21 protein-coding genes and 1 tRNA gene are annotated in these 21,939 nt (G+C 37.5%); 10 read left to right on the top strand and 12 right to left on the bottom strand.

The window, feature by feature from the left end; all coding sequences use genetic code 11:
• Positions 1–23 precede the first annotated feature (23 nt).
• Positions 24–521 (bottom strand): hypothetical protein, encoded by a 498-nt coding sequence (locus AC1EU2_RS08040; RefSeq protein ID WP_480297667.1) that lies wholly within the window; start codon positions 519–521, stop codon positions 24–26.
• A 124-nt stretch (positions 522–645) separates the two neighbouring features.
• Between AC1EU2_RS08040 and AC1EU2_RS08035 the strand changes: the two genes are divergently transcribed.
• Positions 646–1,350, top strand: a complete 705-nt coding sequence (locus tag AC1EU2_RS08035; RefSeq protein WP_480297666.1) for a LuxR C-terminal-related transcriptional regulator — start codon at positions 646–648, stop codon at positions 1,348–1,350.
• A gap of 86 nt (positions 1,351–1,436) precedes the next feature.
• Positions 1,437–2,099 carry a pirin family protein gene (locus AC1EU2_RS08030; protein ID WP_480297665.1) on the top strand — a complete coding sequence of 221 codons (663 nt, stop codon included), beginning with the start codon at positions 1,437–1,439 and terminating at the stop codon, positions 2,097–2,099.
• A gap of 127 nt (positions 2,100–2,226) precedes the next feature.
• Here AC1EU2_RS08030 and AC1EU2_RS08025 read toward each other — a convergent pair whose 3' ends face one another.
• The 4 genes from AC1EU2_RS08025 to AC1EU2_RS08010 all read right to left on the bottom strand — a co-directional run bounded on the left by AC1EU2_RS08025 (position 2,227) and on the right by AC1EU2_RS08010 (position 4,172).
• Positions 2,227–2,706: a serine hydrolase gene (locus tag AC1EU2_RS08025; RefSeq protein WP_480298121.1), complete on the bottom strand. Its 480-nt coding sequence runs from the start codon at positions 2,704–2,706 to the stop codon at positions 2,227–2,229.
• Positions 2,707–2,714: 8 nt separating this feature from the next.
• On the bottom strand, positions 2,715–3,209 hold the full coding sequence (locus AC1EU2_RS08020) for a serine hydrolase domain-containing protein (RefSeq protein ID WP_480297663.1): 495 nt from the start codon (positions 3,207–3,209) through the stop codon (positions 2,715–2,717).
• A gap of 75 nt (positions 3,210–3,284) precedes the next feature.
• Positions 3,285–3,644 carry a hypothetical protein gene (locus AC1EU2_RS08015; RefSeq protein ID WP_480297662.1) on the bottom strand — a complete coding sequence of 120 codons (360 nt, stop codon included), beginning with the start codon at positions 3,642–3,644 and terminating at the stop codon, positions 3,285–3,287.
• 27 nt (positions 3,645–3,671) lie between these two features.
• Positions 3,672–4,172, bottom strand: coding sequence for a GNAT family N-acetyltransferase (locus AC1EU2_RS08010; protein ID WP_480297661.1), 501 nt, complete (start codon positions 4,170–4,172; stop codon positions 3,672–3,674).
• Positions 4,173–4,554: 382 nt separating this feature from the next.
• On the opposite strand from AC1EU2_RS08010, the gene AC1EU2_RS08005 reads away from it, so the two are divergent.
• The 7 genes from AC1EU2_RS08005 (at position 4,555) to AC1EU2_RS07975 (ending at position 15,513) form a co-directional block, all read left to right on the top strand.
• Positions 4,555–8,271: a DUF4132 domain-containing protein gene (locus AC1EU2_RS08005; RefSeq protein ID WP_480297660.1), complete on the top strand. Its 3,717-nt coding sequence runs from the start codon at positions 4,555–4,557 to the stop codon at positions 8,269–8,271.
• Entirely contained in the window at positions 8,247–9,335 is a 1,089-nt protein-coding gene (locus AC1EU2_RS08000) for an ATP-binding protein (RefSeq protein WP_480297659.1), read from the top strand. The genes AC1EU2_RS08005 and AC1EU2_RS08000 overlap by 25 nt, the downstream gene beginning before the upstream one ends.
• Positions 9,323–11,566, top strand: coding sequence for a DUF5682 family protein (locus tag AC1EU2_RS07995; protein WP_480297657.1), 2,244 nt, complete (start codon positions 9,323–9,325; stop codon positions 11,564–11,566). The genes AC1EU2_RS08000 and AC1EU2_RS07995 overlap by 13 nt, the downstream gene beginning before the upstream one ends.
• Positions 11,551–12,669, top strand: coding sequence for a VWA domain-containing protein (locus AC1EU2_RS07990; RefSeq protein WP_480297656.1), 1,119 nt, complete (start codon positions 11,551–11,553; stop codon positions 12,667–12,669). Before AC1EU2_RS07995 ends, AC1EU2_RS07990 begins: the two co-directional genes overlap by 16 nt.
• Entirely contained in the window at positions 12,666–14,468 is a 1,803-nt protein-coding gene (locus tag AC1EU2_RS07985; protein ID WP_480297654.1) for a hypothetical protein, read from the top strand. The genes AC1EU2_RS07990 and AC1EU2_RS07985 overlap by 4 nt, the downstream gene beginning before the upstream one ends.
• 333 nt (positions 14,469–14,801) lie before the next feature.
• Positions 14,802–14,885: transfer RNA gene (locus AC1EU2_RS07980), tRNA-OTHER, on the top strand.
• A gap of 292 nt (positions 14,886–15,177) precedes the next feature.
• The gene (locus AC1EU2_RS07975; protein WP_480297653.1) at positions 15,178–15,513 is read left to right on the top strand and encodes a PBPRA1643 family SWIM/SEC-C metal-binding motif protein; all 336 of its coding nucleotides are present in this window, start codon (positions 15,178–15,180) and stop codon (positions 15,511–15,513) included.
• A 236-nt stretch (positions 15,514–15,749) separates the two neighbouring features.
• Here the strand turns inward: AC1EU2_RS07975 and AC1EU2_RS07970 are convergent, their stop codons facing one another.
• Positions 15,750–16,385, bottom strand: a complete 636-nt coding sequence (locus tag AC1EU2_RS07970) for a 3'-5' exonuclease (RefSeq protein WP_480297651.1) — start codon at positions 16,383–16,385, stop codon at positions 15,750–15,752.
• Between the two features lie 96 nt (positions 16,386–16,481).
• Positions 16,482–17,255 carry a hypothetical protein gene (locus AC1EU2_RS07965; RefSeq protein ID WP_480297650.1) on the bottom strand — a complete coding sequence of 258 codons (774 nt, stop codon included), beginning with the start codon at positions 17,253–17,255 and terminating at the stop codon, positions 16,482–16,484.
• 1,069 nt (positions 17,256–18,324) lie between these two features.
• Between AC1EU2_RS07965 and AC1EU2_RS07960 the strand changes: the two genes are divergently transcribed.
• A complete protein-coding gene (locus AC1EU2_RS07960; protein WP_480297649.1) occupies positions 18,325–18,924 on the top strand; it encodes a pentapeptide repeat-containing protein in 600 nt (199 codons plus the stop codon).
• 124 nt (positions 18,925–19,048) lie between these two features.
• On the opposite strand, the gene AC1EU2_RS07955 is transcribed toward AC1EU2_RS07960, so the two are convergent.
• From AC1EU2_RS07955 to AC1EU2_RS07935, 5 genes are all read right to left on the bottom strand, one after another.
• Positions 19,049–19,894 carry a DUF417 family protein gene (locus AC1EU2_RS07955; RefSeq protein WP_480297648.1) on the bottom strand — a complete coding sequence of 282 codons (846 nt, stop codon included), beginning with the start codon at positions 19,892–19,894 and terminating at the stop codon, positions 19,049–19,051.
• A gap of 251 nt (positions 19,895–20,145) precedes the next feature.
• Positions 20,146–20,652: a GNAT family N-acetyltransferase gene (locus AC1EU2_RS07950; protein WP_480297646.1), complete on the bottom strand. Its 507-nt coding sequence runs from the start codon at positions 20,650–20,652 to the stop codon at positions 20,146–20,148.
• 99 nt (positions 20,653–20,751) lie between these two features.
• Positions 20,752–20,973, bottom strand: a complete 222-nt coding sequence (locus AC1EU2_RS07945) for a DUF3565 domain-containing protein (RefSeq protein WP_480297644.1) — start codon at positions 20,971–20,973, stop codon at positions 20,752–20,754.
• 98 nt (positions 20,974–21,071) lie between these two features.
• On the bottom strand, positions 21,072–21,464 hold the full coding sequence (locus AC1EU2_RS07940; RefSeq protein WP_480297643.1) for a hypothetical protein: 393 nt from the start codon (positions 21,462–21,464) through the stop codon (positions 21,072–21,074).
• A 113-nt stretch (positions 21,465–21,577) separates the two neighbouring features.
• Positions 21,578–21,832, bottom strand: a complete 255-nt coding sequence (locus AC1EU2_RS07935) for a hypothetical protein (RefSeq protein WP_480297641.1) — start codon at positions 21,830–21,832, stop codon at positions 21,578–21,580.
• Positions 21,833–21,939 lie beyond the last annotated feature (107 nt).

The raw sequence follows: 21,939 nt of genomic DNA, 5'->3' as shown, positions 1-21,939 counted from the left end.
TGACAGTTGGCATTGTCACAGCACTATTTAAATCTATCAGGCTCTGTAACGGTAAATTGTACAGAGGTAATCTTCCAAGCTCTATCGACTTTTATAAGACTCCAAGATTCTTCGCCAAAAGCTCGTTGCTTTCCATTTACATGATCACTGTAATCAAAATGAACACTTCCAAGTTGCCCGTTGATTTCTACACGCACATTCCAGATTTTTTCTTCCAAATCTTCTTTATCAGAAATCATACGCTCAACGGGAGAACCAAATTTCCCAAAATCTACAGAGCTAGGATAGTTTGGCTTACGCTTTCTAGCTTCAAATAGCATCTTAGGGCTAAACACGGCTATAAAAGGAATGTTGTCACTGTAAAATAGACTCTTAAAGGTAGCTCTATCTTTATTGATGATACTAACTCTGAAGCTTTCGACTACTTGGCGTATCTCTTTCTCAGCTTCTTTTGGTGTGCTCTGCTCGGCAGCACAAATTGGTGCGAAAAGTATAAGGAGTAGCAAAAATCCCTTATTCATCTTATTTCCTTGTTCTTAGTATTTAATGCATGTTCAATGTAAATAGTTAAATCATTAGATTTAATCAATTGAATACAATAACATAACTATTTGTTTATTTAAGGCAATGATTTTGGAAAGTTTCATGGAACGTACACTTCTAGAAACTCATTTTGATAAGATCAATGAAGCAAGTTCTGTCAGTGAGTTAATGAAGGTTGCTAATGAATTTGGTCAAGCTTTGGGTTATCCATTCTGGGCTTATGGATACAGCTCTAACACGCCACTGAATAACAAACCCATTATGTTCAACAATTATCCTTCTGAATGGCATGACACTTATCAAAACCTTCAGCTTTATAAACAAGATCTAACAGTTGAACACGTGATTAATTCGACTTCCCCAATATCTTGGACGGCAGAACAGACTTTTAGCCAAAATCCAGTATTTAAAGAGCCATTAATGGATTTGGGTTTAAGAACAGGTTGGAGTCAATCAACACGAAGTATTAATGGTATCTCAATGTTGTCGTTCGTGAACTCTAAATCAGGCTCTGCTCAACCTGGTCGACATTATTTTCAATTAATTTCATTTACCAACTTGTTCAATACTACGATTGAGCAACAACTATTATCAAACAATAAGAATGCACATATACCAGAACTTACTGAACGAGAAAAAGAAGTTTTACGCTGGTGTGGAGACGGCAAAACGTCTTATGAAACTTCGATCATACTCAATATCTCCGAGCGCACTGTAAATTTTCATTTAGATAATGCTATAAAAAAGTTGGATACAAATAATAGAGTTTCTGCGGTTGTTAAGGCACTTTCACTGAGTCTTCTCTGAGTCAATTATCTTAACCTGTAAAATTTTACAGCTACTCTACACACCTTTTCTAAACTAGCATTTTAATTTTCAAAGCGAGATATAAAATGCAGATAACCAAGATTGACGATTTAAAGCGAAGTGGATTTAACGGTATTGAAGAAACACGGTTTGTTTATGACAAAAGGATTGGCGGTAACAACCAAACTTTAGATGGTTTAAACAACTTTGTGTATTTAGCCGACGCCTTATATTTGCCTTTTGGTGAGTCAAAAATGCACTCACATCGAAATATAGACGTCATTACCGTTTTATTGGATGGAGAGCTACATCACGAGGGCTCCTTGCATCATGGTAAATCACTGCATAATCGACAAATCCAAGTTCAACGCTCTGGGAGCGAAGAATTTTCTCATAACGAAATTAATCCAAACGCTTCGAGAACCCATATATTGCAAATTTGGGCTGTCCCTCCTCACAATCATGGTAATGCAGCCTATAAGGTATACGATCTTGCTATCAATCAACTCAAAACTATTTACGGTGGAGAACCTAACCAAGATGAAACTTTTGATAGCCCTACTTTGATTAAAATAGGATTATTCGAACAGAATACAAAGCTCTCAGTAAGCCATGACGAACTGATTTATATTGCAACAGGTAATGTCTTGATAGGTGGAAATAAAATAAATGCTGGCAGCTTAATTTTTAATGTATCTGCTGAATTAGAAGTAATGAGCAGTAATGCTCACCTTACTGTCATTGGCTGATGATTGGTACAATTAAAACTCAAAACAATTGGAGCTTACCTAAATCGGTATAAGTTTGTGCCTCCTTCAGCCTTATACCGATCAAATCTAAAAGAGATACATTTAAGTAATGAATGCTTATCTTAAATTATAGCTTTTGCCTAATATCATCCCTTAGCCGATAAAGTGTCGATTTATTGCCATCACTAGACATCAAAATGATAATGTTATTATTTACAAAATCATGATACTTAAGCGTATGATGACTAGGGTTAGATCCATCATGCTCCCAATGCATGAGTTCACCGGTGCTATCAAAGTGAAAGAATCCAAAATCGAAATAGGCTCTATGATGTTGTCCTGAGAATTTATCTCCTGATAAAACCTGTTTAACTTTATTCATGTCTACTAATTTACCACTCGATAATGCTATTTCGAATTTCATTAAATCCATAGGTGTTACGTACATAAAGACGCCTGACAAATATCCTGGGAAATCCCCTACTACCTTATCAGCTCTGTTTTCATTTGCAGAAACTTGAACATAAGAATTCTCCATAGATGCAACATCAAATATATTTTTTTGAAGAAAGCTCTCATAAGGCTTACCTGTAATCTTTTCTACAATTAATGCTCTTAATAATCATTTTGATTTGAATATAAGTAGCCTGCACCAGGTGTAAAAGCTAGCTCACTTTCCCTTAGCTGATTGAGGGCATCGGTAGTCTCTATGTGCCTTTTCCATTTTATTTTTGGAAAGCCAGAAGTATGGCTAAGAATATGTTCAATGGTTACGGCTTCAGAGCCAGCGGGTAGATCATTAACAAAATTAATAATCTTATCTTGATAGTTTAACTTTCCTTGCGCAACTAATTGCATTAAGGAAACCGTAGTGAACTCTTTTGCCACCGAGCCAGGATTATAAGTATGCTTAGAGGTAAGCGACACTTTCTTCTCTAAATCAGCAAAGCCTATGTGTTTATCAATTATTATTGAGTTCTGTTTACTGACTACAATTGAGCCGTTGAACCCCGAATTTACTACGATTTTTTCAATAGAATCGTAATAATCATTGTCACTTGCAATACATAAGAAGCATGGAAGTAACAGTAGTATTCTTAACGCTTTCATTTATTCCCTTAAAAGTAACTGGCTAAGTTACAACTCATCCTTACTCTAATTTAAGTTTCCCATTCATTTTGAGACTCAAATATACCCTTCTTCCTTGTAAAAATTAAACCCAGCTTGAGTCAGTTCGGCTAACTCATCAAATAATGCTTCATCGACGCTTTTAAAATTAAAGCAAGATTTACCCTGCATCTTCTTTCTTAACTCGGGAGAAATATTACTTAGCAATTCCGGGGAAACATACACCGGCATCAAGTGAAAACTCACGTATCGCTTACAAACTTTTGTCGCAGCAAAGAATAAAGGCTTTTTATTCTTCATCACATGGTGAGTATTAAGGTAATAGTTGCCTCCAATATCACTATCGACAATCAAATGATTTGAATATTTAAGTAGAATACTTCTAAGGTGCTGAAATATCTTATCTGAATTTTCCATTCCCTATCCTTGATAATCTACAACTGACTAGCTGAAAACTTTATGATAACTGACATTCCCATTAGGGTAAGTATCATTAAAGCTAAAACAAAGAAAGTATTCAGGAGGAACATCAAGCAAGCGAACGTCTTCTATATGCTGAAAACCGAATCGTTGATAATACTCTGGCTCTCCTAGTACAACACAACCTGCAACGTCCCTTTCCTTTAAAAGCTTTAATCCGGTTTCAATCAAACCAGATCCCACTCCTAACCCTTGATATTCGGGTTTAACAGATACAGGCCCTAAACCATACCAATTTGAAGTTCCATCGCTGAAGCTCACTTCTGAAAATGCAATATGCCCAACAATTTCATTTTGAAATTCTGCAACTAAGGAGATCGATAAAGCTGAGTCATGTCTCAGCTTCTCAACAATATTTGCCTCTTGATGATTACTATGAGGATGATCTTTAAAGGCATTAGAGATCACCATTTCAATAGCCTCTATATCTTTCAACTCTTCACTTCGTATAGATATTTCTAGCATTATGGTACCGTTTAATACTTTGATTATGAGGGCTATGATTTCAAAACGTATTTATGGTTCAGGTTAATCAAAAACAAAAAGAACAAGTAAATAACTCAACACGATTGAAAGATATCTAGCCAAATTCTTTATATAGTACTTACTGATATGAGCAATCCTTGAGTTAACTTTTACTCATTTATGTGACCTAACTTGTTTGCAAGATTTGCACACATGCAATGAGAAATATAAAATCTACACTCATTTTATTGCTTTTTAAATATTCTTTCAAAATTGCCCCATTTTCTTGATAACATTTGGGTTAAATTCGATACCCTAAAAATTTTCATCGAATCACTAAAAAAACAAGCTTAAATATAATAACGAATAAAGGACTATCGTCATGCTGTCCAAGTTAATGGATAAAGTGCTACCTAAGTTTATAAATAATGCTCACACTCAACTCACTCTAGCATTTGATGATGTAAACCAACACCAAGCTGGACTAGCAGAACAGCTTGCTAGTTACGTGCTTACAGCAGAGCCATTAACTGCGCTTTCCACATTACAACAATTACCACAACACCAACGTTCAGCTTTAGCTGTTGGCAATCGCATTAGTTACTATCAAAATAGTAGCGACATCAAGCTTGCTGAAAAACGTTGGAAAAATTTTGTTGAATTTGTTACCGGTAACTCATTATCAGACACTGATATAGCAAGACGTTTTGCGAATGTTCTAGCCACTTTTGGCCTTTTAGGTGATGGCTACTCATTTACTTGTAAAACCTCTTTTCCTGATTGGTTTAAATCAATCTTATATCAGATAGACCAAATTCATAGACGCTCTGACAAAAACAGTGATCTAAACAATTCATACTTATACATCTCAATTGAGTGGTTAATGCAATTAGCCCAAGAAAATGATTTAACTTCCAAACATGTATGGGCTTATTTACTTGAATCAAAAGCTGGTTGGGGCTCTAGATATAACCCTTTCGTCATAAAATGTTTATATGAGATGGACTACAAAGCTTTATGCTTGTATCCAGAATTCGCTTCAATTGTTCACGAACTTAATTCTGACGCAAAAGTTGAACTAGTAAAGGGATTGAGCGAGAGTAATGAGCTTAATGAACTCCTTCCAATGATTGTACGGTTCAGCGTACATTCTGCGAAAAGCCTACGGGGTGAGACCAATTTACTGCTAAGCAAAGTAGATAATTCCTTACTACGTGATCATATAGTTAAACATTATTCTGATTTTAAAGCTGCAGAGCGGAAATACTTGCCAGCTCTAGTAGCCAAGTATTTTTCCGACGCAAAATTAATTCTTCTTGATTGGCAGTCTTCAGAGTCAGCAAAAGCCGTAGCAAATGAAATAGAAAAGTCACTGCAAAACTTCTTAGCCACTGAAACTGAAGAGTCTGCTTCGGAGTTAAACATTTCCCTTCCTAGCTTCACTCCATTCCCGGATTCACTCTCTCTTCCGACGAAATGTTTTGACGATTGTATTGCGACATTGGAGTTAATGATCGAACGCCAAGAACAAAGTGCAGCTCGAGAGATAAAGCAAAACAAACTCAATAAAACAGAATACCATTGGTCTCAGACTAAGCTTAAAACATTAAAATCAATATCAGTAAAAGAAATCAAACAAGGTCTTTTAGCGATCGAAGAAGGTAAAGGTAAACCTCATTCAAAATTACTTGACGTTTTTGTACAGGCTGGCATTTTCAACAATGAGAATGTTCATTTAATCCATTTAATTAACTTCATCGAGTGTGTTCATCGCAGAAATACTCATTATTTATTCAGCCATGAAGCATTTACTCGTCTTGCCGAGCAAAGCAAGCCTGTTTTTTCTGATTTTCGTCAAATATCAGAATATTACCACCGGAAATCTTTTGATAGTGAAAAGCTAGCTCAGTTCATTTTCTGTCCGTCTTGGATAGATGAATATGATGAACTTCCAGAAGCCTTCACTAAAATTGAACTGTGGCCGTTTTTGATTGAACAGCAACCACTTCTAGAAAAATACTTGTTCAGTGAAGGTCAAAATGGAGATTACCAATCAGGTGGTATCTATTGCCGTAATATGTATTTACTGAGGTTTTTACCTCAACTTCCACAAAAGTATCAGGTTCAACTATACGACACTGCATTCAGTGAATCTAAGACCTATCGACCGATTGCACAAGCCACATTAAGCCACTTTGGTGTTAATGAAAAACGACTTGAACAAGCTCTAGAATCAAGTAAGCAAGAGCAACGCCTACAAGCTGCACGTTGGCTAGCAAGTATTGATGCGAAAAATAGCATTCAACCTTTAGAAAAGATGGTTATCAAAGAAAAGCGTGAAGCAGTTAAGGCAGAAGGTTTAGCGGCATTAGCATCTCTTGGCAAAGATATTTCAGAATACCTCACGCCAGAAAAGCTTCTTCTAGAAGCGAAGCAGGGGTTAAAAAAATCACCACCTAAATCGATGGCCTGGGTTCCTCTAACCTTATTACCCAAACTCAAGTTCAATAATGGTAAACCTGTTGCTACTGAGATTATTGAGTGGTGGGTAATCTTAGCCGTTAAACTAAAGTCCCCCTCTTCCAACCCATTGTTGAGTCAATACTTGCAACTACTCGACATAAAAAGCCAACAAGAGCTAGGGAAGTTTATTTTATCCTGTTTTATTGCACACGATACCAGCAACCCTACTGATAAACAGGCGCATGAATATGCCGAAGCTCATAAGAACAATACATTAAACAATTGGAAACAATGGCAACAATATGATTGGGGCGAATCATACAAAAATAAGAATATTAACGATGCCTACAACGCTTTGTTCGCTGAGCATAAATCTATTTATTTAAGTACAGCTATCAAAGAAAAAGGCATGCTTTGTCTGATCAGTGGAATGATCGGCTCAGAGGCCGTCGCAATATTAAGTCGCTACATGAAAGACCACTATATGCGACGACATCAAATCGAAGCAATAATGCTGAGTTTGGCTAACAGTGACGATATGGCCATCATTCAACTTTTATTAAGCACCGCACGCAGACATCGAACTCGCTCGGTTCAAGAGTGTGCTAAAGAATTAGTTACTTTGATAGCAGACCGAAATGGTTGGAGTCCTGATGAACTTGCTGACCGAACTATACCATCCGCTGGATTTGAAGAAGTTGGTCAACCTCAAACTCTTTTGTATGGTGGCCGTAACTTAACTCTTCGGTTAAGCTCCGAACTAAAAATTTCAATTTTGAACGAGCAAGGTAAAACACTCAAATCACTGCCTCAAGCAAGACAGAATGATGATAGAGAGCTTGTAAGTGCAGCTAAAAAACAATTTACCGCCAATAAAAAAGAACTCAAACAAGTAGAAGAACAGCAAGCCAATCGTTTGTTTGAAGCTATGTGTTGCGATCGTATTTGGAGCATGGATGATTGGCAACAATATTTATGGCAGCACCCTTTGATGAACTACCTATTACAACGTTTGTTGTGGCAGTTTAAAATTGATGAACAATGGCTTACTGCCCGTCCAAGTGATGATGGTGCCCTACTTGACTTAGACGATGACGAACTAACGCCGGAAGATATCTCACAAGTACGTTTAGCCAATGGGTGCTATTTGTCAATCGAAGAGACAACTGCGTGGCGCCAACATTTTAAAGATTACAAGGTTAAACCGTTATTTGAACAGTTAGCAACCGCTGAGTTTGCAATTAATAAAATTGAGCCAAAAGCTTTGGTGATAGATCACTATCGAGGGCACATTACTGATACTTTTACCTTAAGAGGTTTGTTAACTAAAAGAGGTTATAAACGTGGCGAAGCAGAAGATGGTGGAAGCTTCTTTTATTACCATAAAGAATTTCAATCTCTAGGATACAGGCTTGTTTTTGAATTCTCAGGAAGTTATCTACCAGAAGAGAACCTTACAGCAGCAATTTATCATGTTGGTGTAGTTTCATTAAATAAGAAGTGGTGGTCTGATAAAGATTATATTCCATTAAAAAAACTCACTCCAAGTTTATTCAATGCAATGACCTTAGATTATGAACAGATAGCAGCAAAATGCTCCTATGATGAACAATGGGAGAGCAAATTGCCATGGTAACTCCTTTACGTCAGCGTGCTGAACAAAAATTCCAAGATGAAATTCAGCGTCTTAGCGAGCATGATTCCGCACCAAAACCATTAGGGTGGTCTCTCTCTGCGCCCGCTGTTAGGCAGTTTATTATCGGTGATAAGTCACTAGATATAAGTCAAAAATATTTTGGTGAAACAGCACTGGTTGAGCGTGCAATCGTCAGTCTCATGGGAAATCAGGGCTTAATGCTAGTTGGCCCACCCGGGACGGCAAAGTCTATGCTTTCTGAACTCTTAGCTTGTGCTGTTAGTGGTACAAGTGAACTATTAATACAAGGAACTGCTGGTACAAGTGAAGAACAGTTAAAATATAGCTGGAACTTTGCACAATTATTATCTCAAGGCCCCAGCTTAGAAGCGTTAATAAAAAGCCCAATTTATTTGGCGATGGAGCAAGGTAAAATTGCACGGATTGAAGAAATTACACGCTGTCCTCAAGAAATTCAGGATGCATTAATTTCTATAATGTCAGAAAAACAACTTACGGTGCCTGAATTAGGGATTAGTATTCAAGCTAAACCAGGATTTAACCTTATTGGTACTGCAAACTTATCCGATCGCGGTGTGAATGACATGTCTAGTGCCTTAAAACGCCGGTTTAATTTTGAAACAGTACCAGTAATACAAGATCTGCAACTAGAACAATCATTAATTAAGTCGCAAGTTGAACAACAACTTGAGCAACAAACTTTATCAATTAAGATTGAACCTGAGTTGGTAAACGTTTTAGTTCAAGTATTTCATGACCTACGTAAAAACGGTCAGAGCCAACTCCAGCAGATGGACGCAGTTTTATCTACAGCTGAAGCCGTTAATATTGTTCATTCCTGCGCATTACATAGTCACTATATGCAAGAACCAATGACAACAGCCCAACTTGCGCAACAAATGCATGGTAGTTTGATTAAAGATAATCAGGATGACATGAAAAAGTTGGCCAGTTATCTGGATATGATTGTAAGAGAACGTGCTAAAAAGCACGCTCATTGGCAAGATTTCTTTAATGCTGGAAAAACCTTGTGGATGAGTTAGAGCAGCATTTAAAGGACGTCAGTAAACAGTTTTTAGCTAATGATCGAATTCGTTGGGTGCCTATCCGGCATCACAGCCCCGCTTGTAGTTATCATTTATTAAAACTGCTCGATGAATTTCAGCCTGATGACGTATTAATTGAAGCTCCCGCGAATTACCATGAGCACCTTGAGCACATCGCATCGAGCCAGACTGTTCCTCCTATCGCAATTTATCAAACAGGTAGTTATTTTCCATTAGCTGAAAATAGTCCCGAATATCAAGCCATTTGTTGGGCTAAGCGAAATGGTAAAAAGCTGCATTGTATTGATTTACCTTATGATGATGCTGAGCAAACTCAATTAAGCTGGGATGACTCTTGGCTGAAGAGTTCAGAATACAGTATGGAACTGCAACGTCATTATCATTGCCGTGATGCTGACGAATTATGGATGCGCCTTTTTGAGCAGCGAGGGTTCGATACTCACCATCAGTTTTTCCTCGATATTCTTTCATTTTGCGCCGCCAGTCGTCGTTGCTATACCGAGGATAAACTAGAGCAACAAAGAGATCTTAAGCGTGAGCGCTATATGCGACACTGTATCAGTGAAATCTCTCAACAAAGCACGAATATGGTGGTCATCACTGGCGGATTTCATATGCCTGCATTATTCAGTTTCAATGAAGATAACCAGTCTCCCCCACTGACTTCAGAGCAAAGTTATTTAATCAGATACAGTGAACCTCAATTAGACGCACTATTGGGTTACCATTCTGGAATGCCTTACCCTTCATTGACTCAATACTGGTTCAACTTGAAGCAAAAACAATTGAGTCACAGTGATGAAATTACCCGTAAGTTCCTGCAATTCAGTAGTCCACCCGGTTTATCTGTAGCGGATAAAATTAAAGCGACTACACATTTATTGCAATTATTGAGTTTACGGAGCCTTGAGCAGCCGAGTTGTTACGATCTCAGTGACAGTATCAGCAGTTGTTGGTTAGAAGGCGGGCAAGCCGCGTTTAATTTACAACAAATACAGGAGCAGTGGTGCGGGAATGTCATAGGACAAGTACCGACAGGTTTGCCGCTATTACCTTTAATAGATCATGTCCGTAAACAAGCTCAGCAACACCGCCTAAGTTTAGATTTCACCGATAGTAAACAAGCACGTATTGATATTTTTAATCCAACTAAAACGGCTCAACGGCGCCGCCAATTTTTATTCAGTTGCCGTTTATTAAGCTTACCTTTTTCTCAATGCATCGCCGGACCAAATTTTTCTCACGGTCAAGATTTAGATCGTCAACATGAATATTGGCAGTATCACTGGTCTCCTCAAATGGAAGTGGCATTGATTGAGCTCGCTACAAAAGGCGATGAGTTAGTCGCATTGGTGCAACTTCATTTAGAACAACAGTTATTGTCAGATGACTTTTCACTAGTCATTAGCGCGATTGCTGATGCAGTACAAAGCGGTCAAGGTGCTTGGATTAAACAGCACTTTAGTCAATATCATGTAATATTGCAGCAACAAACGTCGCTAACTGAATTGATTTCAGCGCTTACTCACATTTTATCTTTAGCTGGGCATCCGTTATTTAAAAGTGATGCTTTGTTACTTAAAAAAATTGGGGAAAAGATCTGGTATCAGATCGGAGTTCAATTACCTCAGCTCAATAGCATCGAATCTGATCCTGCAATTGAATTACTACTCTCGTTACAAGCGTTAGCTCAACGCTATAACACTCAGCTTTCGCAGTCATGGCATGAAAGAGTACACTCTCTTATCAATCAAAATCCACACAAGACATGGTTATATTTTGCACTCAGCGCTATTGTTGCTGACTTTGAAAATACACCAGAAATATTACTCAATGAATTAAAACTTCAATATGTGCGAGATCCACACGCAACGTTTGAGGCAATTGAAGTGATATCTAAACTGATGCCTCATTGGTTGAATCAACAACCCGTAATATTGGAGTTATTGAATCATTGGCTAAATGAGCTAAGCGATGAACAATTCGAGCAGCATATCGCTGCTTTGCGCAAACTCTTTTGTATGCTTGATAGCAAAGAAATTGATGTGATTTCGCAACGCATTAAAGAAATAAACCAGTGGCAAGAAGGTGTGAATTGGCAACCTACCGGTATTTCTAAAGTTAGTGTTGAGCAAGCGTGCGTTTTACAGAAAGCAATGATGCAGCACATCAAGAAACAAGGATTATCTCAATGGCTAACCAATTAAAACAACGTTGGCGATTAGCCTTGGGACGTTATGCTGAAGATTCGTTGACTTCTGATCTTTCGGACCGTCAACAACAACAAGATCTACGTTTGACCCAACTCTATCAACATGGGCTTGAGCGGCGTGGTCATAAACTTGATGCGGGGTTAGACAAAAGTAACCCTCAAGCTCTTGAATGGTTAAATGATATTGAAAAACTGTTTCCCAAATCGGTTTACCAACAGATGCAGCAACAGGCAATTGAAGATTTTGGGCTTAATCAATTATTACAGCAACCTCAAATACTGGAAAAAATGGAGCCGAGTAAAAATCTACTCAAACACCTCCTTAGCTTAGGGCATCATAAAAACCCAAAGATCAGAGCACAAGTTCAACGAATTATCGAATCTGTCGTATCGGAAATGCTGAAGAAACTACGCCCAATCTTTGAGCAGAAACTTAACGGAAGATTAAATCGGTTTTCTCAGAATGGGCGCCGCCAACTTGCCAATTTAGATTGGCAAAAAACCATTAAGGCGAATTTAAAACATTACAGTGTAGAGCAACAACAGCTCTATTTTCAGAAAATTTATTTTAATAGTCGTCATCAACGAAGCTTACCTTGGCATGTTGTGATTTGTATTGATCAGTCTGGCTCAATGGCTGAGTCCATAATTTATTCAGCCGTGATCGCGGGTATATTACATGGCCTGCCATCAATATCTTTAACCTTACTGGTGTTTGATACTCAAGTTGTCAACTTGACTCATGAAGCCAATGATCCCGTTCAAGTATTATTGTCTACACAGCTCGGCGGCGGCACCATGATAACAAAAGCTTGGCAAGTCGCAGAACAAATGGTCTCTGAGCCTCACCGCACTGTCATTGCTACAGTATCAGACTTTTGTGAAGGCGGCTCTAATCAACAACTTTTTGCTCAAGCGAACTCAATGATATCCAGTGGCATAAGAATGATCGGCATGACGGCAATGGATGAGTCTGGATGTCCATTTTATGATAGTTTCGCAACCAAGCGTCTTGCTAGCCTCGGGATGGATATAGCGGCACTTAGTCCAGATCAATTCTCTGAATGGTTAGCAAAAACAATGGGGCTGATGAAATGAACGAAGCGCTATTAGAGCAATTAACCAGTACAGGATTACTTCGACGAGTGCGAAAATCACTCAGTAAATCAGTGCCTATGTTGGAGCAACATCAAAATGGGTGGACGTTTTCTTTTGAGCAACAACAAGGTCTGCTGAATCCTAAAAATCCACAAGCGAGCGTTTGTGATTGCAGCTCAACTTCACTTTGTAAACATATAATCGCAGCCGCTCTATTCTTACTTGATACTAACGATCTTCCATCACAGGATGAATTACAAATAAACCTTGCTGCAGTTCTAATGAGTGCCGGGCGTAAAACTGTCCGCCAACTGTATCAGTTGCATTCACTTGACGTTGACTTTAATCATCACTGTGATGGGCAAGTACAGCATATAGAAGTCAACGGGCAAACGTATAGCTTTATGCAGGCACAGCATATCGATGACTTTATTAATTCCGATATGACGACACTGAATAAACTTTGGGGCTTCTACAAATACTGTCACCAACAAGACATATGGTCATGGCCTCAGTGGTTACTCGACGAACACTCAGAGCAAAAGCAAAATAGTGAAGAAAACACTCAGCATTTGTTATCTGAGTTACGCTCTGCTTTATCTGCATTATGGTGGACTGGTATTCCTCAAGTGAGACATCTGCATCTTCTTGATCTTCAACTACTCGTCGTGCCTTTGGCAAAAGCTGGACTGAAAACTCATAGTTTATCGGCTAAACGAATAATTGACTGTTATCAGCGTTACATAAGTGGCGTAGGTATTCGAGATGAGCAAATTGTGTTGCTAGAACTCGCCAAATTACTCGCCCTACTTGAAGGTACTTCAAACAAAGCCGTGCAGGACTCCACTCAGTCAAATTCGACATTATTCTGTTTAGGTCCTCTACCATGGCGTTCTATAGGCGGCGCATATGGCTTATCGATTATTTTCCAAACGTCGAATGGATCATACCTCACAGCTTCAGAAGCCAGATCATCTTCAAAGCAAGAACTCTCCGTGTCTCGAACGGCATGGCATGAATGCTTTTGGAACAATGCTCTTCCGGCCATGGATATGATCGGGAAAAATTTGTCGTTCAATGAGTTAGAGCTAAATGAATATCAGCGTATCAGCCGTAAGCAATCTATTTCAATTACAAACATTGCTTCTGCTGCGCCTTATCGAGTTTATGATAATTTTGATGAGATCAATTGGTTCGATAATGACTACGTCATTCTCAAGCCTAAGTCGTTCCATCGTTTCTCGTTTAATCAGGCACTGCAAACATTTTTTATTGAGTACAATGATAAAGCTAATAATCGAGTACTTTTTTCCATCCCATATGATGAGTTACAACCAATTCTGATGGAGAATCTAGCTGTCTTAGAACATTTGAAAATAAGCATGATATCTTGTCAAATAGTGCGAGAGCAAAATCAAATTCAACTGAGGCCATTTACATTTCAAGATGAAGAAAATAAGTGGCACTCTCTATATTTTGAAAGAATGAAGCAGCCTGAGTCATCAAAATTTAAGCAATGGCTGTCTAAGCTTATCTCAACAGAAAAAGCGCTCTCGACTAAAGAAGTGACTCATCTTCAACACTTACTTTCTGAATTGAGTATCTGGCTTAGCTCTTACCCTCACATTGAACCAAGTAAACTAATACAGTGGAAAAACCGACTAGAACAATACGGCTTATATCAATTAGCTCACCAACTCAAACAAGAAGATGATTTTGCACTACTAAGATGCTTCTATATGCTTTATTGCCTTCGTCAATTTGATGTACAGCTACCAGTTTCTATGCAGCCGGATTGACTAGTGTTGATCCTTTAACTGATTTGTCTGTACTCAGAATAACCACGATAAAGGTTAGCTAACAATGAACTGAACTAGCCTAACCGTTCTTCCCTACTCTCATACTAAAACGATAGAACTTTACCTCACGTTTTAATCGAATTTAGTTAGTTTACCGCAGAGATAAGCATATAATTTTATATTAAAAAGTGGTCAAATTTGGAATTTTGAACTTGTGCCCATTTAGTGACCATAAATTTAGACGTTATCGCCAAATAAACGCAATTACACAAAATAATAGCAAGGGATGCGTCTCCACATCCCTTGCTATTAAAGGCTTTCAGAGATTTATTAGCAATTGTTATCTATTTGTGATATGATAGTAGTAACGTATTGACATGGTAGGGGTCGGTGGTTCGAATCCACTCGGTTGTACCAATTTTTGTTCGATTTCAATATCATCCCTAGTTATATTTTTAATTTTAGCGAACAAGAAACAATTTCATATTCTCTAGATTTACTTATGTTTCCTTCTTGACCCTTGTCTAAGTTAAGTTTCAATCAAAAAAGTCATTTGTGTAAGTCGATTCATTTCCACCGCTACGTTCATAACTCTTCATTACACATCTAATTTACAAAGAATAGATATTTTGTTGTTAAGCTATACCCTCATCGTGTCTTTTGCTGTATAAGCTGCACCCACAATCTCAATTCAATCAGTAGTAGTCTTATGTCTGACAAATTTTTTTTTAAAGGCCGCAAAACGCCAAAACCTGCATATGGTATGAGCGGTTATAATACCAAGCGCGTGATCAAGCCAGGTACTGCCTCATTACCTATCAATGTCACAGTTAAATCTGAAGCGCGACGCTCAGAAATTCAGGCTATTGCTGCTGAGCATGATATTGCTATTAATATTACAATCGCTGAGTCTGAGTACCTACTGGAACTCAATGAGATATTAAATAAACCGACATCGGTAAAGGTTGTAGCAAAGCAAAACAGAAATGAACTATGTGCCTGCAAAAGCGGAAAAAAATTTAAGAAGTGTTGCGGTAAAGATTAACTCTTCAGCAAATACACATGCACTGTTTGGCTGAACAGTGCTTTAAAAGCAAAAGCCAAACATGTTCAGCTTAGTAATTTTCTATTTTTAAGTATGACTATTCACTCTTCATCTTGTGCAAGTAGCTTCTGTAATTTGATAATTCCACTCATTCAAAGAAATCAATAGAAAGTCAGCTTAATTCTCTCAAGGTTAGTGGTTTGATGTTTTATTTCTAATAATTGTTCGGAAGATAATTACTTGTTTTGCTTTATTAAGTAATTAGGTACTTCACTCGTTTTCATGCGAGAAAGCGTTTTCATAAACGAAAATGGCACATTTTCTAAAGCATAGTCATCCTTCAAGTCTTCCAACATTGCTAGCCACAAATGCGCTGTCATTAGTGCATCCGCTAGCGCTCGGTGAAACACTCCGTCCGTGGGTAATTGCTTATATTTGACTAGCGTCCCCAATTTATGATTGTGAGAAAGTGGATATAATCTTCTTGCCAGTAGCATTGAACATGCAAAAGCGCCTTTATACTCTGCATTAGCGTATTTAAACTCAGCATCAAGAAATTTCTTATCAAACGATGCATTATGAGCCACCAGATTGTGCCCGTTAATAAATTCAGCGAACTCTCGCATGACTACAGCACATGGCTCGGCAGTTCTTATCATGTTATTAGTAATACCTGTGTAGCTTTCAATAAATGAATCTATTCTTCGGTTCGGATTCATTAGTTTTTGAAAACTGTCTGTTATCTTGCCATTTTCAATTAACACGGCTCCGATTTCGATACCACGTTCACCCATATTTGGAGATAAACCAGTGGTTTCAAAATCCAACACAACAACCGTATTGGCATGTCTTTCCTTCAGTTTATTAACCATAATAAACCTCTCCTACATACAAAATTCAGATTACATTAATACGCATTTAATCAAACATTTGGCGTGGTGCTGACAGTTTTAATGTCAAAAGAAACATCATGATTTTTTGATATAATTCTCATACAGCTTACCCAATGCAGCTTCGAGCGTGAGCTCATCATCTTGCTTCATATACAATTTTGCAATCCGAATTATGAAACCCAAATTCAGCTTATGTTGCTTCGAGAAGTCACGGCATTGCTTTTCAATCGCTTTTTCTTCTACCTCGGCATGAAATGCTTTAATGGCGTTATCGAAATCATTCCCGTGCTCAGCAAACAAGTCTCTCATTTTTGCCTTAGGAATTCGATACGCTTTACTTGCGTGGGCCAATGCTTCTGGGAAGTGTTCAAACTCTTCACCAAATACACTGAGTTTTTCTGCCTTCACGTAATTGGCATGACGTTTTTGTCCATCAACTTCGAACGTGAAGTTTTTATATTTAACGCGAGTATAGGATTCTTCACCTAGTTGAATTCCTGCGTTCAAACTTGTTCGAAGGTTGTAATCAAACTCGGTAAACTCGTCGGGATCCCACAACTGGAATACTCTAATCGCTTTAGCGTATTTTTTTGACAATTTTGCTTTAGCAACATCAACTCGCTGACCTAATAATGAGGACTTGTCTGCCTTTAAAAAATCAAAGCATTCTTTACAGGATGGAACTTCATAGAAATCTGCTTCTTCACCTGTTGTTAAGTAAAACTCTGCAAGTTTTACTGGCGGGACAAGATCATATTCTGTCGCAATGCAGCCGCAATAAAAGCATGTATTAAAATGTTCACTATGTGTGGCCATTAACCGGCGATACATTTCACGATATTTCATCATTAGGAATCACTGTTGTCGCTAAAAGTATTAAATAATATTCCAGAAAGGTGCCAAATAGTCTTGATGGTGCTTTTGCAGCAAAACATGGCCACGTTTCAATGTTTACAACGCATTGTACAAGCACAACAGTAAGAACAGAATGGCTAAATTAGGGATTTAAATACGTCTTTTAAACTTCCTACCGTTAATAAAGCAAGGCGAAATTAGTTAATTTTGAAATAAATAACGTCTAATAGAACAACCTCTTCGGTTTCTGCGTTTTTATTGCAGCGCATAAGAGTCCAAGGATGATAAAACTTGGGATAACCAGTAAAGCAGTGATTAAGTCGGAAATATCAAAATGAAATGACTCGAAATATTCGTAGAACTCATCAAATAAAGCAACAAACAGGAATAATAAACAAAAACGAAAATTCAGAAATTTTTCTAATTTGAATATATACATCAGACACAGAACATATACCATCATTGTTATTCCGATGCTGATAGCTTCTCTTATGCTTCCAGATAGAGATTCATCTACATCAAAACCTAAACAATACAGCACAAATGCTGTAAACACATACAATAACCACCACAACCTTTTATTTTTCATTACTATCTACCGATATTCAGTATGTTGTTAAACGCATTTTATGGATCCTCGCAGTTTCTAGGCGTATCGAACAGTGTCTGCATTGCTAAATGTGACTTTGGCTCATAATTAGAAGGAAGTTACTGCATTAAGTTAATGCATACTTAAAAAGGGCCATGACCATAGAAACTTTTTAAACCTTAATGACATGGATAATTGAGGTAATCAGGCTACAACACGTATATCAACAATATATGGCCTATGAGAGGTACAAACATAGAATCACTACTCCCTTTTTTGACCAAAGGTTTAAATTTGATACAAAATGAGTTTATTTATGAGATGCTATAAACGCTAGGTAAGACTTTTTATGTTCAAAAGGTTATCACCGCTGATGTGAGAATAAGGTACTGAAACATTACTTGAGCCCTATCACCAACTCTCAACATCTCTGAACGCTGAGTAAGAAACTAATAAAGAATCGATAAAACACTAATGAACACATTGAAAAATAATGAACAATACTTTGATACCTCCTTTACAAAACTTTCTTTTTCTCACGAGCAATGCAGCAACACTGAGTTTGAAGATTGCCAGTTTAGGGACTGTGACTTTTCAGAAGTTATCTTTAAAAATTGTAAATTTATCAATTGCATATTTGAAAACTGCAACCTGAGTTTAGTAAACTTTTCAGGTTCAAAGTTACTTGAACTTAACTTTGAAGATTGCAAAATTACAGGAGTCGATTGGACCAAAGCTGAGTGGCCTGTTTATCACCTAGATTTTGATCTTTGTTTTACTCGCTGCATTTTGAACGACTCCTCGTTTTTTGGGCTCACTCTTCATGAATTAACCTTTAATGAATGTAAATTACATGATGCTGACTTTCGTGAAGGTGATTTTACGAATTCTTCAATGCTCTTCTGTGAATTTAGAAATGCACTATTTATGAGAACCAATCTGCAAGGTGTCAACTTTAGTGAATCAGAAGATTATATTATTGATGTGCTTGAAAATAATATCAAAGGAGCTAAATTCTCACGTGCAGAGGCCATAAATTTACTAGAGAGTTTAGGAATTGAATTGGTTGATTGATACCCATGCTAATTAATTGTTATTTAACAAGATTAGAGATATTAAAACAAAACTAGCCTTCCGTATGAGAAGTAGTTTTGTTTTATATATCTAGTTCATTGAAATAGTAATTTGAATTCGCTATTTATTTCGACTTTGCAGGCTGAACAACCATTAACGTTGCAATTACCACTAAATTAGCGACGTACCACAAATCTTTAATGACAAACTGACCTAAGCGTTGAAACAAGGTCGTTGAACTGAAAGCAATTTGTGTTGTAAATAAGAATGTCTGAGTCATTAGAAAAACGCTAAGACAAGCTAACCCACTGACAATGATCAACTTCTTGTTATTCATCAAAATGCCTGCACCTAACAACACTGCAAATAATACGTCGAATCCACCAATTACATTTGATGCACCCTGTACACTGAATAACGCATATAACCAAGACATGAAAGGAGATGTCTCAACAAGTCCTACAATAGCTTTAGCTTCGAATTCATAAAACTTCATGCCGCCAATCCACAATAAAACCATTGCAACAGGGATAAAGTTGAAAATTACATGTTGTTTATCGGTAAACTTACTTTTATAGAATAAAAACAGATAAAGAGGAACAATAGCAAAGTACTTAATAATGCCCTGTCCGCTACCAATAATAGGGAAGCCACCAAGCTGTTCAACCCATCGATTGCTAGCAAATAGAGTTAACAAAGGTACTATGCTTACTAATACAGCAAGGAATAGTGCAACTGTTGGTTTCATCAATTTTAGGTAAGTGGCTAATGTTGCAAGCACTAAAGCAATCATTACTGATCCAGTCAGCACTCCTAATGTGCTAAGACTTAGAGCGGTATCAAGACCATAAAAACTATATGTAGCAGTTAATGTATTAGGATTCGCACCTAAAACAAACGACAACCCTAGTGTTAATAAGCTTAGCGTTAATAAAAAGATTACTAAGTTATTCGCATATTTTAAATTCATTGTGAGCTCGTAAAAATTCGCTGAGTAATAAAGACCCTTAAAACAAACGAAATCTTTCATTAATCATTCAATGTAGTTTGCATATTGAGTACTCAATCATACATGAACTTATTAATCTTGGATTTGAGTACTTACTGTCATAAACCCTATCATAATCATCGATATCTTTAAGGTCGATTCAGTTCTATTTTATAAATACTTTAACAGCCTAAAAAGTTGTTATTTAGCAGAAGGAATGGTGTTGACTTAGTTCAGTTTACTATTCTACGCATTGGCTGCATGGTTAAATTGGATCCCGAACGAAGTGGTACAGGTTCTCCATAGATGAAAAAACCAAGAGACTGATAGAGAGCTATTGCCGCAGTATTGCTTGTTGATACAGAGAGGTGTAATTGGTATATTTTGTTCTCCTTTGCCCAATAGAGAATTGCTTCTATCATCTTACGAGCAATGCCATAACCACGCTTTTCAGGTGCAACCCACATTTGATATATGCATGCAGCTTCGTCTGTAGTGCAATGTAATACTGACCAAGCTAATCCACACGGCTGGCCATTAAACTCGGCTATTAACGGGTAACTTAGAGCATGAAGATGTTGTAATTGGCAACGTATTTTCCAATCATCATCGGACAGAGTAATTTCTGTCGAATAAGTTGCACCGAATGCATTAGGAGACTCTTCAAGTGATCGCAAGCGGAGATTTTTATAGGTTTGCCAATCCGAGTTTTCAATTTTTCTTATTTTGAAATCCGTCATCGTTTTTAACTTTCGCACATATCCAAATATCAGTTTGTAACGCTTTAGTTAACAGGTTTTGTATTTGCTATCTCATAGTTAATGTCGTAACAATAAACTTTATTTAGAACAAATATGCACATGATCTTTAGGAGCGCCAAAATCACATTTCTTGCACTTTAGCTCGAACCCCAGATAATCGTCACGCCCTTCAATGGATGTCACCCAAGGTCGATTGATAAAAGGTGGTTTGTGCCGAACGTGTTGAAAATGACCGCATGCTAGCTCAGCGACCCAGTGTTGTTCTTCATCTTGGTGGTACCCCACTATTGCTTGTTTCATGTTTCTACTTTACACCTTTGAGCTTAAAGGGGTTATCGATTGTCATACAAATAATTATCTCCATAAGCCGATTCATATACTAAGTATACCTTTAACTATTAGTAAGGTTCATACCAATTCAGCTGAGTCTCTAATGAATTAATATACTCGCTATTAAGCTTAATTATGCAGTGAAAAGCCATAGAGCTTGACCCATTTCCACCTGCTGCGGCAGACCATTCGTAATTACATTGATGTTGCTTGTATGATTCAAATGATTTAGCTGCATTTTCAAACAACTTGATAGTTTCATCTCTGAATTCTGGCTCCTGATCCCAAGACTTAATTTTCATTAGAAGCTCAGCTCGTTTTGCCTCTACTTTTTTTTGTGAACTTTCCGCTTTTGGGGACTGGCAAATTCTATATCCAACCTGATCTATCGTGTCATCACATAATGCATAAGCATCGAAAGTAAAAGGTAATAACAATAGTGACGATATGAGCAATTTCATTGGCATGTCTGAGAAAGATGGTGGTGATACTAAATTCAATGTCGAGAGGCGGAATAAAATGGGATGAAAATAAAATTATTATTCACCCTTGACGCCATAGTCTCTTGTTATATTTATTTTTGACTTGCATCATTTATATGTTTTTTTAAAGATTCTACCTGCGCTTCACAGGATTTTCTTTTCTTTCCTGTCATATCGGAACATTTTTGAGAAGAGTTGGTATCAACACCTGTAGCTATGACTGAAGCTAGACATAAGATCGCCCCTGGACCATTAGGATCACAACTAGGTAACTTGTTGTCAGGCTTGGAACTACAACCACTTAATCCAATAATTAATAATAAAAAAAATAATCTGATAAATGACATATCCGTATACACCTAAAAATATAACGCCTGCTTAACAGGCAAATGCTGATTGGCTATAATCCGAAGCACAGCGGCAAAGGCCAACCAGTATTTGTCCAGTTAATAGC

The sequence above is a fragment of the Parashewanella sp. 2304DJ23-3 genome (assembly GCF_056591695.1).
Note: the sequence above shows the minus strand (reverse complement) of the source record. Positions and strands in the feature narration are given on the sequence as shown.

Bases quoted from the DNA above. Each gene is read 5' to 3' on its own strand.
- AC1EU2_RS08015 (WP_480297662.1), bottom strand. From the start codon at position 3,644: ATGGAAAATTCAGATAAGATATTTCAGCACCTTAGAAGTATTCTACTT.
- AC1EU2_RS07970 (WP_480297651.1), bottom strand. From the start codon at position 16,385: ATGGTTAATAAACTGAAGGAAAGACATGCCAATACGGTTGTTGTGTTG.
- AC1EU2_RS07965 (WP_480297650.1), bottom strand. From the start codon at position 17,255: ATGATGAAATATCGTGAAATGTATCGCCGGTTAATGGCCACACATAGT.
- AC1EU2_RS07940 (WP_480297643.1), bottom strand. From the start codon at position 21,464: ATGAAATTGCTCATATCGTCACTATTGTTATTACCTTTTACTTTCGAT.
- AC1EU2_RS07935 (WP_480297641.1), bottom strand. From the start codon at position 21,832: ATGTCATTTATCAGATTATTTTTTTTATTATTAATTATTGGATTAAGT.
- AC1EU2_RS08020 (WP_480297663.1), bottom strand. From the start codon at position 3,209: ATGAAAGCGTTAAGAATACTACTGTTACTTCCATGCTTCTTATGTATT.
- AC1EU2_RS08010 (WP_480297661.1), bottom strand. From the start codon at position 4,172: ATGCTAGAAATATCTATACGAAGTGAAGAGTTGAAAGATATAGAGGCT.
- AC1EU2_RS08035 (WP_480297666.1), top strand. From the start codon at position 646: ATGGAACGTACACTTCTAGAAACTCATTTTGATAAGATCAATGAAGCA.
- AC1EU2_RS07975 (WP_480297653.1), top strand. From the start codon at position 15,178: ATGTCTGACAAATTTTTTTTTAAAGGCCGCAAAACGCCAAAACCTGCA.
- AC1EU2_RS08000 (WP_480297659.1), top strand. From the start codon at position 8,247: ATGGGAGAGCAAATTGCCATGGTAACTCCTTTACGTCAGCGTGCTGAA.
- AC1EU2_RS08005 (WP_480297660.1), top strand. From the start codon at position 4,555: ATGCTGTCCAAGTTAATGGATAAAGTGCTACCTAAGTTTATAAATAAT.
- AC1EU2_RS07950 (WP_480297646.1), bottom strand. From the start codon at position 20,652: ATGACGGATTTCAAAATAAGAAAAATTGAAAACTCGGATTGGCAAACC.
- AC1EU2_RS08030 (WP_480297665.1), top strand. From the start codon at position 1,437: ATGCAGATAACCAAGATTGACGATTTAAAGCGAAGTGGATTTAACGGT.
- AC1EU2_RS07990 (WP_480297656.1), top strand. From the start codon at position 11,551: ATGGCTAACCAATTAAAACAACGTTGGCGATTAGCCTTGGGACGTTAT.
- AC1EU2_RS07955 (WP_480297648.1), bottom strand. From the start codon at position 19,894: ATGAATTTAAAATATGCGAATAACTTAGTAATCTTTTTATTAACGCTA.
- AC1EU2_RS08040 (WP_480297667.1), bottom strand. From the start codon at position 521: ATGAATAAGGGATTTTTGCTACTCCTTATACTTTTCGCACCAATTTGT.
- AC1EU2_RS07985 (WP_480297654.1), top strand. From the start codon at position 12,666: ATGAACGAAGCGCTATTAGAGCAATTAACCAGTACAGGATTACTTCGA.
- AC1EU2_RS07960 (WP_480297649.1), top strand. From the start codon at position 18,325: ATGAACACATTGAAAAATAATGAACAATACTTTGATACCTCCTTTACA.
- AC1EU2_RS07945 (WP_480297644.1), bottom strand. From the start codon at position 20,973: ATGAAACAAGCAATAGTGGGGTACCACCAAGATGAAGAACAACACTGG.